The following is a 15,444-nucleotide window of genomic DNA, read 5'->3' as shown; positions in this document are numbered from 1 at the left end:
ACCGAACGCGGCACCGCCGAGGACGAGGGCACCCGTCGTGGCGAGGGTGATGGTGGTCTTGAGGGACTTGCGCATGAGGGTTGATCCTTTGCTGTGGTGGGCTCCTCCGGCACGCTCCTGTGCGTACGCCGGCTGTGTGTATTCAGATCGCCGGCCGAACTTGACCGGAGAGCGCCCTGGGCATTTGCCCTGTGCAGATGATTCGGCACCCCTCCGGGATCGGATTGGACGAGTTTCTGGAGCCCTTTCGACGGGCGGTCCGTACCGTGGAGGAATGGCGACAGAGCAGCTGCAGAGCACGGAACGCATCCGGGCGATCGACGCGTGGTGGCGGGCCGCGAACTACCTGACCGTGGGGCAGATCTACCTCATGGACAACCCGCTGCTGTCCCGTCCGATCGAGCCGAAGGACGTCAAGCCACGCCTGCTCGGACACTGGGGCACCTCGCCGGCGCTCAACCTGGTCTACGCGCACTGCAACGCGCTCATCGCGTCGTTGGACCGGCAGATGCTCTACGTGTGCGGCCCCGGGCACGGCGGACCCGCGATGAACGCGAACGCCTGGCTCGACGGCACCTGGCAGGAGCTGTACCCGGGCACGACGCTGCAGCAGTTCTTCCGGCAGTTCTCGTTCCCCGGCGGCATCCCGTCGCACGCCGCGCCGGAGACCCCCGGGTCGATCAACGAGGGCGGCGAGCTCGGCTACTCCCTGGCGCACGCGTACGGAGCAGCCCTCGACAACCCGGACCTCGTCGTCACGTGCGTGGTCGGCGACGGCGAGGCGGAGACCGGTCCGCTCGCCGGGTCCTGGCAGGCGCACACGTTCATCGACCCGGTCGCCGACGGTGCCGTGCTGCCGATCCTCAACCTCAACGGATGGAAGATCGCGAACCCGACGGTCCTCGCCCGCATCCCCGGCGAGGACCTGACGGCGTACTTCCGCGGGCTCGGGTACGACCCGATCGTCGTGGACTCCGCCCGCGTCGAGGACGACCCGTTCGCGGTGCACGCCCTGTTCGACGGGGCACTGCGCCGGGCACTCGCGACGATCGACGACATCCAGGCCGCTGCGCGCGGGCAGGCCGCACGCGCGGCGGCCGGCGAGATGGCCGGTGCTGCGGACCTCCGACCGCGCTGGCCGATGATCATCCTCCGGACGCCGAAGGGGTGGACCGGGCCGAAGGAGGTCGACGGTCAGAAGGTCGAGGGCACCTTCCGCGCGCACCAGGTCCCGCTGTCCGCCGTCCGCACCGACGACGGGCACCGGGCGCAGCTCCAGGAGTGGATGGAGTCCTACCGTCCCGACGAGCTGCTCTCCGAAGACGGCGACGGCATCGGACTGCTCGAGGCGATCCGTCCGTCCGGCGACCTGCGGATGAGCGCCACCCCGCACGCGAACGGCGGGCGTATCCGGACCGCACTCGACCGGCCGTCCGTGACCGACTTCGGGGTGCCAGCCGGGTCCTCGGCGTCTTCCACCGGCACCCTCGGTCCGTGGGTCGCGGCCCTGACGGCGCGGAACCCCTCGTCGTTCCGCCTGTTCGGGCCGGACGAGACGATCTCGAACAAGCTCGATGCCGTCTTCGACGTGACGAACCGTGTCTGGCGTGCCGGCAACGGTCCGGACGACGAACACCTCGCCCCCACCGGCCGGGTCATCGAGATCCTGTCCGAGCACCTGCTCGAGGGGATGCTCGAGGGCTACGTCCTGTCCGGGCGGCACGGCATCCTGAACACGTACGAGGCGTTCGCCCACATCATCGACTCGATGGCCGGGCAGTACACGAAGTGGCTGGAGTCCTCGGCGGAGATCGACTGGCGCGCGCCGGTGTCGAACCTCACGATCCTGCTGTCGTCGCACGTCTGGCGCCAGGACCACAACGGGTTCTCGCACCAGGACCCCGGGTTCCTCGACGTCGTCGCGTCGAAGCAGCAGGACCTGGTCCGGATCAAGCTCCCCGCCGACGCCAACACCCTGCTCGCCGTCGCCTCGCACGCGATGGAGACGACCGACCGCATCGAGGTCATCGTCGCGGGCAAGCACCAGGAGCCGGTGTTCCTGTCGATCGACGACGCCGTCGCGCACGCCGCCGCCGGGTCGGGCGTCTGGGACTGGGCCGGGACCGAGGACACGATCGGGCACGCGGACGTCGTGCTCGTCTCGGCCGGTGACGTCCCGACCGTGGAGACCGTCGCCGCAGCCGACCTCATCCGCCAGCACGCCCCCGACGTCGGGGTGCGGGTCGTGAACGTCGTCGACCTGCTGTCGCTCGGGGATCCGCGGAAGCACACGCACGCTCTGTCGGACGAACGCTACGACGAGCTCCTCCTCCCCGGCACGCCCGCGGTGTTCGCGTTCCACGGGTACCCGGCGCTCGTGCACCAGCTCACCTACCGCCGACACGGGCACGACGACTTGCACGTGCACGGCTTCCTGGAGCAGGGCACCACGACGTCCCCGTTCGACATGCTGATCCGGAACCAGATGGACCGGTTCGCGCTCGCACACGACGCGCTGACGCGGGTGGCGGACGGGTCCGACCGGTTCGGGCCGCTGCTCGCGCGGCTGACCGAGGCTCGGGACGCGGCTCGCGCCTACGCCTACACGAACGGCGAGGACCACTCGTCCGTCGCCGACTGGCACTTCTCGGGGTGGCCGCAGGACGACGACTGACGGGTCCCTCCTGCACAGGCCGGGAGGCACGCATCACCGTCCACAGGTTGGCCGTCAGGTCGTCTGACGGTGCGCGAAGGGCGGGCACTCCGGCGAAATACGGACTTCTTGGCACACCGCGACCAGTGGTGGAAGCGTTGGTCGTGGGTCGTCGACCGGGCGGTGTCCGCCGACGACCACGACCAGACGGCGGCCGCAATCATGGCGACCGCACTGTCGACACGCGGCTGGACGGCTCCTGACGACAAGTGGATGTTCGACGCAGTCCGCGCGCACATCCCCGACACGGTCCTGGAGGACTTCGATGATCTCGAAACTGACTGACCGACAGTTCAAGCGTCGCCTGGACATGGCGGAGATCTGCATTCCCGATCTCCTGGATGATCCGCACTACGGACCGCTCATGCGCGCGAAGGGCCGCGACGTCGAACTCGCGGAACTGCGTGCCGAATGGCGGGAGCGACAGGAGCGGGCTCGGGCACGCAAGCTCAAGGACGAGGCGTCGTTCGCCGACTGACGGCCGGGCGGCGTGGCACGCTGGACGGGTGTCCGACCTCGTGATCCCGGCCCCGTCCGTCCCCACCGTCCCGACGTCCACCGGCGAGCGCTTCCCGGTGCGGCGGGTCTTCTGCGTCGGACGGAACTACGCCGCGCACGCCCGCGAGATGGGCCACGATCCGGACCGCGAGCCGCCGTTCTTCTTCACGAAGCCAGCCGACGCGATCGTGGTCGACGGCGCGAACACGCCGTACCCGACGATGACCGGGCAGCTGGAGCACGAGGTCGAACTCGTGGCAGCCATCGGCGTCGGCGGGACGGACATCCCCGTCGAGTCCGCGCTCGACCACGTCTGGGGCTACGCCGTCGGGCTCGACCTGACCCGGCGCGACCTCCAGGCAGCGGCGAAACGACTCGCGCGCCCGTGGGACCTCGCGAAGGGGTTCGACGCATCCGCCCCGATCGGCGTGCTCGTCCCGGCAGCGACGGTGGACCCGACCCGCGGCTCGATCGCACTCGACGTCGACGGGGCGCCCCGGCAGCGCGGCGACCTCGCCGACCAGATCTGGTCCGTCGCCGAGGTCGTCGCGACGCTCTCCCGGTTCGTGGCACTCGCGCCGGGCGACCTCGTGATGACGGGCACCCCGGACGGCGTCGGTCCGATCGACCGCGGCGCCGTGCTCCACGGGACGATCGACGGCGTGGGGACGGTGTCGACCCGCATCGTCTGACGACGACGGTCACGTTTCCTGCGTGTCACGGTGACCTGGGAGCACTCGGAGCCGCGGAGCGTATCAGTGTCGGTGACGCCGTGTACGGGAACCGGCGTCGTGGTTCTCATTGACAGGGACAGCGGGACCGAGCACGGTCAGGACGGCCACCGCGCGCCCGGAGACGGTAGGTGCCGACGTGCTGGAACACGACCTGCTCGCGACGTCCTGGACGTGGGACGGCGACGAGCCCATCGACGAACGGGTCCGTGCGGTCGGTGACGCCGGGTTCGCCGGCATCTCACTCGCACTGGACGACCTGCACGAGGTCCGCGCCACCATCGGCTTCGGCTCGCTCCGACGCATGCTCGACGACGCCGGCATCGTGTGGATCCAGCTCGGCACGCTCGGCAACTGGTGGACGTGTCCGAGCCGCACCACCGGCGAGGACGCCGACCGCGGGGTCCTCCTCGAGGCGGCAGCGTCCCTCCGCGCGTGGCAGGTGATCGCACGCGCCGATGTCACACTCCCCGGCGTCTCCCCCGCCGCGATGCTCGACGGCTGGGTGGTGCTCGCGACCCAGGCCGAGAGCGTCGGCGCGCAACTCGTGCTCGAACCCGAACCGTGGTCCAACCTGCCGACGGTCGAGCGCGCATCCCGCTTCGTCGCGGCCGCCGGTCACCAGAACGGCGGCCTGTTGCTCGACGCGATGCACGCGCTGCGCGGTGGCTCCACGCTCGCGTCGATCCGGCAGGGCATCGCCCCGTCGACCCTGGCCGCAGTGGAACTCAGCGACGGGCTGCTCTCCACCCCGAGCGGCATGACGCTGGCGGACGAGTCGCGGGACGGCCGGTACCTCCCGGGCGCCGGCGCATGGGACATCCCCGGGTTCATCCGTGTCGCTCGGGAGCTCGGGTACGACGAACCGTGGGGTGTCGAGGTCAGGACCCCTGCGCACCGAGCGCTCCCCATCGCCGACGCACTGCGGACGGCTGCGGCGGCCACCCGAGCGGTGCTGGACGCCGCCGATGCGTACGGCGCTCCGGCGGCGCCCGCGATGCCGACGTCGCCCGCCCCGACCTCGGCGGTCGACTACGAGCCGCAGCACCGTCCGCGTCGGGAGACCGGTTCAGGGACGCCCGCGTAACGTCGTCGGCATGAGCGATCAGGCACCCCAGGCGGACGAATCACTCCTGCGCGAGTCGCAGCAGGCGATCGACGACGCAAAGGCCGCAGCGGCCGACGTCGTCGAGCCGGACGAAGACGAACTCGTCGACGAGGGTCTCCCGGTCGCGGACGACGCCGAGCCGTCCGACGGCCCCGCTCCGGCGGCCTGACGATCAGACGATCTCGACCACGCGGACGGTGACGTCGGTGGGCCGTCGACCGGCGACGTCCTGGACGCGTCGGACCACGACGTCGCGTACGGCCTTGGCGCTCCCGATGGCCGACGTCCCCGCGTCGACGGCGACGACGACGCGCACCCGGAGCACCTCGCCCTGGTCGTCCACCAGCACAGCACCGCCGTCCCGCGGCAGGTCGAGCACCGACCGGACGTCGCGGACGAGCGCGGCGAGACTCGGCCCCGGCGGGATCACCGACCGCACCCCGGGGACGGCGAGCACGGCCTCGGTCGCTGCGCGGGAGAGCGCACGGGTGTCAGCGGTCACGGGTTCCTCCCGGGAGCGAGCAGGTCCGCGACCCGGACGGTGAGGGAGCGCACCTCGAACGGCGCGTGCTCCGCGAGGACGCCGGCCACCATCGTGCGGAGCTCGTCGACACGGCTGCGGATCGGGGCGGCGGGATCGACCACGATCGCGACCTCGACGTCGACCGGTCCACCGGGGATCGACAGGTCCCCCGTGAACCGGGTCCGACGGACGAGGACGCCGGGGAGCGTGTCACCGAGCGCACGGATCACCCCACGGATCGCCCCCTCGGTCACGACGAGCGTGCTGGACGGGTCGTCGTCGGGCACCGGGATGTCCCGGCCGGCGTGCGCGGTGGTGCGGATCGAGGCGAGGACACCGGCGATCCACCGCTCGTCGGCGCCGTCGGCAGCGCGGACGTCCGCGTCGAGCAACTCCGACGATGCCGCTCGCAGCTCGCCGAGACGCACGAGCGCCGCGCGGGCAGCCGCGTCCGCCTCGATGTCGTCCCGCACGGGATCCCGGCCGGAGTCGAGGTAGTCCGAGAGCTCGTCGAGCGTGAAGGCGCCGTACCGGTCGTCGACGTCGTCGTCGGTCATCGCCACCCCTCCATCCGCTCGAGCACGGTTCGGCGCGCACGTGCGAGCAGCCCGCGCACGCTCGACGCCGACAGGCCGGTCTGCTCGGCGATCTCGGCGTAGGACGCGCCTCCGATCTCGCGCAGCACCCACACTGCTCGCTGCGCATCCGGGAGGTTCTGGACGACCCCGGCCAGCGCGTCCACCTGCATGCGCGTCGCGACGACCTCGTCGACCGGGCGGTCGTCCGACGCCTCGGGCAACGCCTCGAGGTCGAGGTGCGGGTGGCGGCGGCGGAGTCGGTCGAGCGCCTTGTTCGCCGCGATGCGGAACAGCCACGTCCGCACGCGGTCCGGCTCCTCGACGCTGTCGATCCGTTGCCAGGCCAGCAGCGACGCTTCCTGCACGGCATCGTCCGCTTCACCGTCGCCGTGCCCGAGGATCCGGGCGGCGTACGCACGCATGAGCGGGCCGTACCGGCGGATGAGCACGCCGAACGCGGCGGCGTCTCCGTCCGCGGAACGTTCGACGAGCGACCCGTCCGACAGGGACGCCAGCTGCGTGTCCTCGGTCAGGGTCTGGCCTCTCGGATCGGATTCCGGTTCTCGCGTGACGAATTCGGGGTTCGGCACGTCTTCAGTACGTGCCTACCATCGGCGCCTGCGTGCTGATGGTCTCGAGCGCGCCGTGGCCGGTCAACCCTGAACGACCGGTCACGGCGCTCCTGCGGCGGCCCGTGCGTTCCCTGATCCGGCGCACGGGCCGTCTTCAGTCGTCGACCTCGTCGCCGAGGAAGTCCGCGTAGGTCGCCTCCGGGTCCGTCGCCGCCGCCGGGTCCACCGGCTTTCGCGGCGGCCGATCCCCCGACATGGCGACGCGCTCCTCCGTGGTGAACGGTGGCAGGTAGTTGCTCGCGCTCATCGCCGCTCCCTTCGTCCCGAGGAACGTAACAGCCCGGCACGTTTTCCCAACGATCGTGAGGATTTCGTCCCCCGCAACGGGGGCCGACGGGGGACGGAAGTTCGCCCGCAGCGGACCCCATGCGCACGCATCCGATCGTGTGCGCGCTCACTCGCGGACGACGTCACCCGCCGACTTGTCGGTCCGCCAGCCGCGCCACGACGGCTGCCGGAGCCGCCCGTCCCCGGTCCACTCCGCGAACTCGACCTCGCCGACGCGCTCGGGGGTCACCCAGTGCGCGTCGCGGGCATCCGGACGCGGGACGTCCGTGAACGGGGGCGTCTTCCGTTCCAGCCGGCCGAGCACCGCGGCGATCTCGTCGAGGTCTCGATCGCTGAACCCCGTCCCGACCTTGCCGACGTACTCCAGTCCGTCCGGGCCGGGGATCCCGAGCAGCAGTGAGCCCACTCCGCCGGCACGCCGACCGTTCCCGGGCTTCCACCCACCGACGACGACCTCCTGCGTGGCATGGTGCTTCAGCTTGAGCCAGGCCTCCGACCGACGGCCCTCGGCGTACTTCGACGAGCGCTTCTTCGCCACGACCCCCTCGAGCCCGGCCTCCCGGGAGTCGCGCATCGCCCGGTCGAGGTCACCGTCGTGCGCGAGCGGCACCTCGATGACGCCGCCGGCGTCGACGACCGTCGACAGCGCCTCGCGTCGGTTGGTGTACGCCAGGCGCGTCAGCTCGTGCCCGTCCGCCTCGAGCACGTCGAACAGCAGGAAGCGCACCGGCGTGGCCTTCCGTGCGGCCTCGACCTCGCGCGGCTTCGTCAGGCCCATCCGGTTCTGCAGGAGCTGGAAGGACGGCCGCCCACGCTCGTCGAGCGCCACGATCTCCCCGTCGAACACCCCGTCCACACCCGCCCGGTCGCCGAGTTCCTCGAGTTCCGGGTACTGCGCCGTGAGGTCGTTGCCGTTGCGGCTCCGCAGCGTCACCTCGCCGTCACGGACGGTGGCCAGGGCGCGCACGCCGTCCCACTTCAGCTCGAACGCCCACTCGGTCGGATCGAGCCGGGGTTCGCCCTTGGCCAGGGTCGCCTGCATCGTCCGGCGTTCCACCGGCTCGGTCTCCGACGCGGCGGCCCCGTCGATCCGCTCACGGCCGTCGTCGTGTCCGCGCGGCGTACGCGAGGCTCGGCTCGACTCCGTCCCGCCGGTCGCGTCCACCGTCGGGTCGGGCTGGTCCTTGGTGCGGTGGATGAGCCAGTTCTTCTCGTCGCCCTCGCGGCCACGCCCGCGGCCCCGGGTGTGCAGGATCGCGAGGCGTCGGTTGCCGTTCGTCCGGCCGTGCAGCGTGACGATGACCTCCTCGCCCTCGCGCCACTTCTCCAGGTCGTACGTGCCGTCGTCCCAGATCGTGACCGTCCCGCCGCCGTACTCGTCCTTCGGGATCGTCCCCTCGAAGCCGCCGTACTCGAGCGGGTGGTCCTCGGTCATCACGGCGAGGTGGTTCTTCCCCGGGTCGGTCGGCTCCCCCTTCGGCAGCGCCCAGCTGACGAGCACGCCGTCGTGTTCGAGCCGGAAGTCGTAGTGATCCCTGGTGGCGTGGTGCTCCTGGATGACGAACGTCGGCGTGCCGTCCTGCCGGACCGTCGGCGCACCTTCCGGGACTGGCTCCGGCGTCTTCGACGCGTCCCGCTTCGCACGGTAGGCCGACAGGCGGTCGTTCCCCGAGCCTCCCGTCCGCTCCTTCCGTTCCGCGTCGTTCGCCTGCTGGGTCCGGTCGCTGTCCCAGTGACCGTGGTCGGCGCGCCCGACCGCCAACGAGGCGGCCGCGACCGGGTGCAGGGGGTCGCCACGGTCCTCCAGGCGTTCCAGCACCTGGTCCAGCGTCAGCTGGGCCAGCCCCTTCTCGGTGAGTTCCTTCCACGTCCGCGGCGCCGCGACGGTCGGCTGCGACCGGCCGCGCAGCGAGTACGGCGCGATCGTCGTCTTGTTGCCGTTGTTCTGCGACCAGTCGACGAAGACCTTGCCCTTCCGCTCCGCCCGGCTCATCGAGGACAGCACCAGGTCGGGGAGGTCCTGTTCGAGGGCCTTCGCGAGTTCGTGGGCGACCTCGGAGACGTGCTTCGTGGCGGCCTTCCCATCGAGGGCCGCGTACAGGTGGATGCCCTTCGACCCTGATGTCACCGGGTACGGCTCGAGGCCCATGCCCTGCAAGATCTCCCGTGCGGCGACCGCGACCTCGACGCACTCCGGCAGCCCGACCCCATCGCCGGGGTCGAGGTCGAGCACCAGCCGGTCGGGGTTCTGCTGGCCGCCGCGGGGACCGAACCGCCACTGCGGCACGTGCAGCTCGAGTGCGGCCTGCTGCGCCATCCAGACGAGCGTCGGCAGGTCGTCCACGATCGGGTACTCGTTGTCGTGCTCGGTGTGCTCGATGGTGTGGTGGCGGACCCAGTCGGGCGCGGAGTCCGGCAGGTTCTTCTCGAAGAACACCTTGCCGTCGACACCGTTCGCCCAGCGCTTCCTGGTCACCGGGCGGTCCTTGACGTGCGGGATCATCCACGGCGCGACCCGCGTGTAGTACTCGATCACGCGGCCCTTCGTGGTGCCGGTCTCCGGGTACATCACCTTGTCGAGGTTCGTGAGCGCGACGCGGCGGTCTCCGACGAGCACCGTGGTCTTCTTGGAGACCGGACTCACAGCGCGACCCCGGTCGCTCCGGCCACCGTGAGCGTGGACCCGGACGTGTACGACGACTCCGGCCCGGCCAGGTACACGTACGCGCTGCCGAGTTCGACGGGCTGCGCCGGACGGCCGAACGGCGTGCCCTCGCCGTAGTGCGCGATCTCGTCGCCCGGGTAGCTGATCGGTTGCAGCGGCGTCCACACCGGCCCGGGCACCACGGTGTTCGCGCGGATGCCCTTCGCCGCGAGCTGCCGCGCGAGCCCGTTCGTGTACGCGATGATCGCCGCCTTCGTCGCGGCGTAGTCGATCATCCGGTCCTGCGGCTGGTAGGCCGACACCGAGCTCGTCGTGACGATCGCGCTCCCCGGGGCCATGTGCGGGACTGCCGCACGCACCAGCCAGAACATCGCGTAGACGTTGACCTTCATCGTCCGGTCGAAGTCCTCGGTCGACTGCTCGGTGACGTCCTCGTGCACGCGCTGGTGCCCGGCGACGAGGACGAGTGCGTCGAGGCCGCCGAGCTCGCTGACGGCGGTCCGCACGAGTTCGTCGCAGAACGCCTCGTCGGTGAGGTCACCCGGGAGCATCACGGCGTTCCGGCCGAGGTCGGCGATCAGGTCGCGGACCTCGGTGAGGTCGTCGAGCTCCTCGGGGAGGGCGTTCAGCGCGACGTCGGCGCCCTCCTTGGCCATCGCGATCGCGGCTGCGCGCCCGATGCCCGAGTCCGCCCCCGTCACGAGCACCCGGTAGCCGGGCATCCGCCCGGTGCCGAGGTAGCTCGTCTCCCCGTTGTCGGGCTGCGGGTCCATCGCACTCGCGCTCCCTGACCCCTGCTGGGTCTGCGCGGGGAACGGCGGCCGCGCGTACTTCGTCCGCGGGTCGTCCTTGTCCAGCTGGCTCATGCGCCCATCGTGCTCCCTGCGAACTCCGGGCGCTCCAGCCTCGGCACGGGCATCATGAGCGCATGAGGTCGATCTGGAAGGGCTCCATCGCGTTCGGGCTCGTCAACGTGCCCATCAAGGTCTACGCCGCCACCGAGACCCACGACGTGTCCCTGCACCAGGTGCACGACGAGGACAAGGCCCGCATCCGGTACAAGCGCGTGTGCGAGCTGGGACACGAGGTCGAGTTCGCCGACATCGAGCGCGCCTACGACGACGGCGAGAAGACCGTCGTGCTCACCGCCGACGACTTCAAGAAGCTCCCCCAGGAGCAGTCGCACGAGATCGAGGTCCTGGAGTTCGTACCCGTCGACCAGGTCGACCCGATGATGTTCGAGAAGACGTACTACCTCGAGCCTGACTCCCGCTCCCCCAAGGCCTACGTGCTGCTCCGCCGGACGCTCGAGGAGACCGACCGCCTGGCGATCGTGCAGTTCACGCTCCGCCAGAAGACCCGACTCGGCGTCCTGCGCGTGCACGACGACGTGCTGCTCCTGCAGGGACTCCTGTGGGGCGACGAGGTCCGTGCCGCCGACTTCAAGGCGCTCGACACCTCGGTGAAGGTCAGCGCCAACGAGCTGAAGATGTCGTCGTCGCTCGTGGAGAGCATGTCGACCGACTTCGATCCGGAGCGCTACACCGACGAGTACCAGGCCGAGCTGCAGCAGCTCATCGACGCGAAGCTCGAGTCCGGCGATGACGTCGACACGGCCGAGACGTTCGGCGAGCAGGAGTCGTCCGACGACGAGGGCGGTGACGTCATCGACCTGATGGCCGCCCTCCGCGCGTCCGTGGACAAGAAGCGGACAGGAGGCTCCGGGTCGCGCTCGTCGTCCGGGTCGCGCTCCTCGTCGAAGGACTCCGCAGCCGACAAGACTCCGGCGAAGAAGGCGCCGGCCAAGCGCGCACCGGCCAAGAAGACCCCGGCCAAGAAGCCCGCCGCGAAGAAGAAGGCCAGCTAGCCCACAGGTCGCAGCCCGCTGCGGACATCGCGCCCTGCCGCGACGGGGCGCGATGTCCGTGTGGGGGTGCGACGCGGGCGGCGATCAGGTGCGGTCGACGATCTCCTGCATCGCGGCGGCGGCGAGGTCGGCATCGCCGGCGGCGACCGCGTCGGCGAGCGTGCGGTGCAGTGCCACGTCGTGGGCGTCCGGTTCGAGGTCGGCGCGCTCCTCGAGCGCCCGCTCGACCACGCGCTGCAGCCGCGCGAACATCGCGTTCCCGGACAGGGCCAGCAACCGTCCGTGGAAGGCACGGTCGGCCGGGAGGATCGGGGCCGGGTCCGCCGCACCGGCGGCGGAGGCGAGACGGTCGGCGGAGGCGAGCAGGGCCTCCAGGTCGGATCGGTCGTGCGTTCCGGACGCGACGGCACGGGCGGCTGCCGCAGCAGCCGCGGGCTCGACCGCACGGCGGAGGGCACGGAGCTCGTCCAGCGCGACCGCCCGGTCGGGGCCGTCGAGACGCCACCGGACCACGTGGGGGTCGATCACGTCCCACTGTTCGGCGGGCAGGACCCGGAGTCCGACGCGTCGGCCGGCACTGAGCATGCCGAGGGAGACGAGGACACGGGTGGCCTCGCGGACGATGCTCCGCGAGGCGCCGGTGCGGGCGACGAAGCCCTCGACGCTGTCGGCGTGCCCGACGGGCAGCTCGCCGCGGACGATGGCGCTCCCGAGCTCGTCGAGCACCCGGTCGAAGATCACCGCTGCGACACCGGCGAGATGACGAGTTCGTCGACCCGGACGTGCGCGGGGGCGTCGAGCACGAAGGCGACGGTGCGGCCGATGTCCTCCGGGGTGAGCATGACGGCACGGGCAGTTTCGTCGGGGACCTGTGGGCGCTGTGCGAGGAAGTCCGTCGCGACGTCGCCGGGGCAGAGGTGCGTCGCCCGGACGCCGTGCTGCGCTTCCTGCTGGTTGAGCGACCTCGTGAGGGCCCCGAGCGCCGTCTTGCTCGCGGAGTAGGCCACGCCGGCACCAGGCTGGAACGACCAACCGGCGTACGAGGAGATCACGACGACGACACCGCCGGTCTCACGGAGTGCGGGGAGGGCAGCGTCCGTGACGGTCGCCACGGCGGTGAGGTTCGTGTCGACGATGTTCCGGAAGGAGTCCATCGTCTGGTCCTCCCACCGTCGGGCGGGAGCGTTGAGCCCGGCTGCGAGCACGAGTCCGTCGATGCGACCGTGCTGCTCGAGGACGGCGTCCCGCGCGGCCTGTACCGCGTCCGGATCGGTCACGTCGAGCGGCAGGACGTGGGCAGTCCCACCGTCGGCACGGATGCCCGCGGCCACCTCGTCGAGCTGCTCTGCACGACGACCGCTCAGCACGACGGTCCAACCGGAGCGGGCGGCGGCCTCGGCACTGGCGGCACCCATGCCGCTGCCGCCGCCGGTGATCCAGAGCACACGTTCCGTCGTCATGGCTCAATAGTATGCTCATTGCATGGAACTCGACATCACCGACCGCGTGGTCGTCATCACCGGAGCCGGTCGTGGGATCGGTCGCACGATCGCCGAGCGGTTCGCCGCCGACGGAGCGCGTGTCGTCGCGATCGACCTGGCGTTCCTGGACGGAGCACCGGCGGACTCGGTCGACACCGTGACCTGCAACGTCGCCGATCCGGACTCCGTCCGCGCAGCCGTCGACACCGTGGTCGAGCGGCACGGCACGATCGACGTCCTCGTCAACAACGCCGGGATCAACGTCGACGGTCCGGTCGCCGAGCTGCGGTGGGCCGACTGGCAGCGGTGCATGGACGTCAACCTCGGCGGGGTGTTCCTGATGAGCCAGGCCGTGGCGCCGGTCATGCAGCGCGCCGGCCGCGGGCGGATCATCAACGCGGCCTCGTTCGCGGCGATCATCCCGAGCGTCGGCAGCGCGGCCTACGCGGCGTCGAAGGCGGCCGTCGTGTCGTTCACCCGCGTGCTCGCGTCGGAGCTCGGACCGTGGGGCATCACCGTGAACGCCTACGCGCCGGGGATGGTGCCGACAGCGATGAACGGCTTCGCCACGCGGCCGCAGGAGGAACAGGACGTGCTGCTCGACACGCTGTCGCTGCGGCGGTGGGAGACCGCGGACGACGTGTCGAACCTGCTGCTGTTCCTGGCGAGCGACCAGGCCGGGTACATCACCGGCACGCTTCACGACGTGTCAGGCGGCAAGCTCGCGACGCAGATCCCGTCGAAGGCGTACCCGTCACGAGCGTGAAACACGGGTCGGGGACACTGGTGCCATGACTCCACAAGAGCCAGGAGCCCTGCAGTCGTCACCCGAGACCGCAGGCCCGCCCGTCACCGTGTCCATCACACGCCTGGTCGAACCCGACCGCATCCCCGAGGTCACCCGCTGGGTGCAGTCCGGCGTGAACCTCGCCAACCGCTACCCGGGGTTCCTCGGCTCAGGATGGGTGCGCTCCCGGGCACAGTCACGCGAATGGCACATGCTCTACCGGTTCGCCGACCACGACTCGCTCGCGACGTGGGAGAACTCCGACGACCGGCTGCGGTGGCTCGACCTCGGGCGAGACCTCGTCGTGGAGTCCCGCGTCGAGAAGCGCACCGGGATCGAGGGCTGGTTCGACGCCCCGGCAGACACTCCGGCGTCGAGCGCTCCCCCGCGGTGGAAGCAGGCGGTGAGCATCTGGCTCGGGTTCTTCCCGGTGAACCTGGCGTTCACGATCATCGTCGGGCTGCTCGTGCCGTCGTTCGCCGGGCTGGCGGCGCTGCCCCGGGTGCTCATCACGACGCTGGTGCTCACGCCGATCATGACGTTCTGGGTGCTGCCGTTCGTGACGAAGCTGATCCGCCCGTGGCTGCTGGCGCCGCCGCGGAAACGGTAGCGAGCGCTACGCCCCGAGCACCGACAACTGATCGAGCCGCTCGAGGATGACGCCCTCGCGGAGCGCCCACGGGCATATCTCCAGCGCCGACAGGTCGAAGATGTCCAGGCACGCCTCGGCGACCAGCGCACCGGGGACCACCTGGTGCGCCCGACTCGCGGACACCCCGGGGAGCGTGGCGAGCTCGGCCACGGACATCTGCAGGAGCGACGGCAGCTTCGCCCGGAGGGTCGCCCCGTCGAGCGAGCGCGGCACCAGCGGCCCGGCTCCCGACGGCGCGGCCCCGCAGATCCGGGCGATCGAGCGGAAGGTCTTTGAGGTCGCCACCGCCCGGTCCGGCGCACCCGAGCGGAGCAGCTTGCCGGCATCCCGGGCGATCTCGACGCGGATCTCGTGGCGGATCCGGCGGACGTCGTCCTCGGTCGGGGTGCCCGCGGCGAAGAACGACCGAGCCAGACGAGCGGCACCGATCGGCATCGACCATGCGACGTCGGGCGCCTCATCCGCACCGCCGGCGATCTCGAGCGAGCCGCCGCCGATGTCGAACACCGCGAGCCGTCCGGCGGACCAGCCGAACCAGCGGCGGACGGCCAGGAAGGTGAGTCGCGCCTCGTCGGAGCCGGAGAGCACGGCGAGCTCGACGCCGGTGCGCTCCTCGACGTGGGCGAGGACGGCCTCGGAGTTCACGGCGTCACGGACCGCCGAGGTCGCGAACCCGAGCATGTCCTCGCAGCCGCGCTCCTCGGCCACGCGCACCGACTCCGCGACGAAGCCGGTCAGCGCGTCGATGCCGACCTGCGTGACGGCGCCCCGGTCGTCGAGGTGCTCGGCGAGCCGGAGCGGCTGCTTGAAGGACGAGGCCGGCAGCGGCGCGGCGCCGCCGTGGGCGTCGACCACCAGCAGGTGACCGGTGTTGGACCCGATGTCGAGGACTCCCACGCGCATGCGGAAACCGTAGCGGCC

At 71.2% G+C, this 15,444-nt stretch carries 18 protein-coding genes; 9 read left to right on the top strand and 9 right to left on the bottom strand.

The window, feature by feature from the left end; translation table 11 throughout:
• Nucleotides 1-274 precede the first annotated feature (274 nt).
• The 6 genes from ACO0E1_RS13735 (at nt 275) to ACO0E1_RS13710 (ending at nt 5,219) form a co-directional block, all read left to right on the top strand.
• The gene (locus ACO0E1_RS13735; RefSeq protein ID WP_422874706.1) at nt 275-2,674 is read left to right on the top strand and encodes a phosphoketolase family protein; all 2,400 of its coding nucleotides are present in this window, start codon (nt 275-277) and stop codon (nt 2,672-2,674) included.
• A gap of 108 nt (nt 2,675-2,782) precedes the next feature.
• Nucleotides 2,783-2,998, top strand: coding sequence for a hypothetical protein (locus ACO0E1_RS13730; protein ID WP_422874705.1), 216 nt, complete (start codon nt 2,783-2,785; stop codon nt 2,996-2,998).
• A gap of 25 nt (nt 2,999-3,023) precedes the next feature.
• Nucleotides 3,024-3,191 (top strand): hypothetical protein, encoded by a 168-nt coding sequence (locus ACO0E1_RS13725; protein ID WP_422874704.1) that lies wholly within the window; start codon nt 3,024-3,026, stop codon nt 3,189-3,191.
• A 28-nt stretch (nt 3,192-3,219) separates the two neighbouring features.
• Nucleotides 3,220-3,903, top strand: a complete 684-nt coding sequence (locus tag ACO0E1_RS13720) for a fumarylacetoacetate hydrolase family protein (RefSeq protein ID WP_422874703.1) — start codon at nt 3,220-3,222, stop codon at nt 3,901-3,903.
• A gap of 178 nt (nt 3,904-4,081) precedes the next feature.
• Nucleotides 4,082-5,029 carry a sugar phosphate isomerase/epimerase family protein gene (locus ACO0E1_RS13715; protein ID WP_422874702.1) on the top strand — a complete coding sequence of 316 codons (948 nt, stop codon included), beginning with the start codon at nt 4,082-4,084 and terminating at the stop codon, nt 5,027-5,029.
• A 10-nt stretch (nt 5,030-5,039) separates the two neighbouring features.
• The gene (locus ACO0E1_RS13710; RefSeq protein ID WP_422874701.1) at nt 5,040-5,219 is read left to right on the top strand and encodes a hypothetical protein; all 180 of its coding nucleotides are present in this window, start codon (nt 5,040-5,042) and stop codon (nt 5,217-5,219) included.
• 3 nt (nt 5,220-5,222) lie between these two features.
• Here the strand turns inward: ACO0E1_RS13710 and ACO0E1_RS13705 are convergent, their stop codons facing one another.
• From ACO0E1_RS13705 to ACO0E1_RS13680, 6 genes are all read right to left on the bottom strand, one after another.
• The gene (locus tag ACO0E1_RS13705) at nt 5,223-5,552 is read right to left on the bottom strand and encodes a hypothetical protein (RefSeq protein WP_422874700.1); all 330 of its coding nucleotides are present in this window, start codon (nt 5,550-5,552) and stop codon (nt 5,223-5,225) included.
• Entirely contained in the window at nt 5,549-6,130 is a 582-nt protein-coding gene (locus ACO0E1_RS13700) for a hypothetical protein (RefSeq protein WP_422874699.1), read from the bottom strand. Before ACO0E1_RS13700 ends, ACO0E1_RS13705 begins: the two co-directional genes overlap by 4 nt.
• The gene (locus tag ACO0E1_RS13695; protein ID WP_422874698.1) at nt 6,127-6,741 is read right to left on the bottom strand and encodes an RNA polymerase sigma factor; all 615 of its coding nucleotides are present in this window, start codon (nt 6,739-6,741) and stop codon (nt 6,127-6,129) included. Before ACO0E1_RS13695 ends, ACO0E1_RS13700 begins: the two co-directional genes overlap by 4 nt.
• A 136-nt stretch (nt 6,742-6,877) precedes the next feature.
• Nucleotides 6,878-7,030 carry a hypothetical protein gene (locus tag ACO0E1_RS13690; RefSeq protein WP_422874697.1) on the bottom strand — a complete coding sequence of 51 codons (153 nt, stop codon included), beginning with the start codon at nt 7,028-7,030 and terminating at the stop codon, nt 6,878-6,880.
• A 147-nt stretch (nt 7,031-7,177) separates the two neighbouring features.
• A complete protein-coding gene (locus ACO0E1_RS13685) occupies nt 7,178-9,715 on the bottom strand; it encodes an ATP-dependent DNA ligase (RefSeq protein ID WP_422874696.1) in 2,538 nt (845 codons plus the stop codon).
• Complete coding sequence (locus ACO0E1_RS13680; RefSeq protein WP_422874695.1) at nt 9,712-10,602, bottom strand: SDR family oxidoreductase; 891 nt, start codon at nt 10,600-10,602, stop codon at nt 9,712-9,714. The genes ACO0E1_RS13685 and ACO0E1_RS13680 overlap by 4 nt, the downstream gene beginning before the upstream one ends.
• 62 nt (nt 10,603-10,664) lie before the next feature.
• Here ACO0E1_RS13680 and ku point away from each other — a divergent pair, with 62 nt between their 5' ends.
• Nucleotides 10,665-11,603, top strand: a complete 939-nt coding sequence (gene ku, locus ACO0E1_RS13675; RefSeq protein ID WP_422874694.1) for a non-homologous end joining protein Ku — start codon at nt 10,665-10,667, stop codon at nt 11,601-11,603.
• Nucleotides 11,604-11,687: 84 nt separating this feature from the next.
• Here ku and ACO0E1_RS13670 read toward each other — a convergent pair whose 3' ends face one another.
• Together ACO0E1_RS13670 and ACO0E1_RS13665 are read right to left on the bottom strand one after the other, a co-directional pair.
• The gene (locus ACO0E1_RS13670) at nt 11,688-12,344 is read right to left on the bottom strand and encodes a FadR/GntR family transcriptional regulator (protein ID WP_422874693.1); all 657 of its coding nucleotides are present in this window, start codon (nt 12,342-12,344) and stop codon (nt 11,688-11,690) included.
• Entirely contained in the window at nt 12,341-13,063 is a 723-nt protein-coding gene (locus tag ACO0E1_RS13665; protein ID WP_422874692.1) for an SDR family oxidoreductase, read from the bottom strand. The genes ACO0E1_RS13670 and ACO0E1_RS13665 overlap by 4 nt, the downstream gene beginning before the upstream one ends.
• A 22-nt stretch (nt 13,064-13,085) precedes the next feature.
• Between ACO0E1_RS13665 and ACO0E1_RS13660 the strand changes: the two genes are divergently transcribed.
• Both ACO0E1_RS13660 and ACO0E1_RS13655 read left to right on the top strand, forming a co-directional pair.
• Nucleotides 13,086-13,850 (top strand): SDR family NAD(P)-dependent oxidoreductase, encoded by a 765-nt coding sequence (locus tag ACO0E1_RS13660; RefSeq protein ID WP_422874691.1) that lies wholly within the window; start codon nt 13,086-13,088, stop codon nt 13,848-13,850.
• A gap of 25 nt (nt 13,851-13,875) precedes the next feature.
• The gene (locus ACO0E1_RS13655) at nt 13,876-14,481 is read left to right on the top strand and encodes an antibiotic biosynthesis monooxygenase (RefSeq protein WP_422874690.1); all 606 of its coding nucleotides are present in this window, start codon (nt 13,876-13,878) and stop codon (nt 14,479-14,481) included.
• Between the two features lie 6 nt (nt 14,482-14,487).
• Here ACO0E1_RS13655 and ACO0E1_RS13650 read toward each other — a convergent pair whose 3' ends face one another.
• Nucleotides 14,488-15,426: a Ppx/GppA family phosphatase gene (locus tag ACO0E1_RS13650; RefSeq protein WP_422874689.1), complete on the bottom strand. Its 939-nt coding sequence runs from the start codon at nt 15,424-15,426 to the stop codon at nt 14,488-14,490.
• Between the last annotated feature and the right edge of the window lie 18 nt (nt 15,427-15,444).

The sequence above is a fragment of the Curtobacterium guangdongense genome (genome assembly GCF_049341845.1).
GTDB lineage: Bacteria > Actinomycetota > Actinomycetes > Actinomycetales > Microbacteriaceae > Curtobacterium > Curtobacterium guangdongense.
This window is presented reverse-complemented; position numbering and strand designations above follow the sequence as displayed.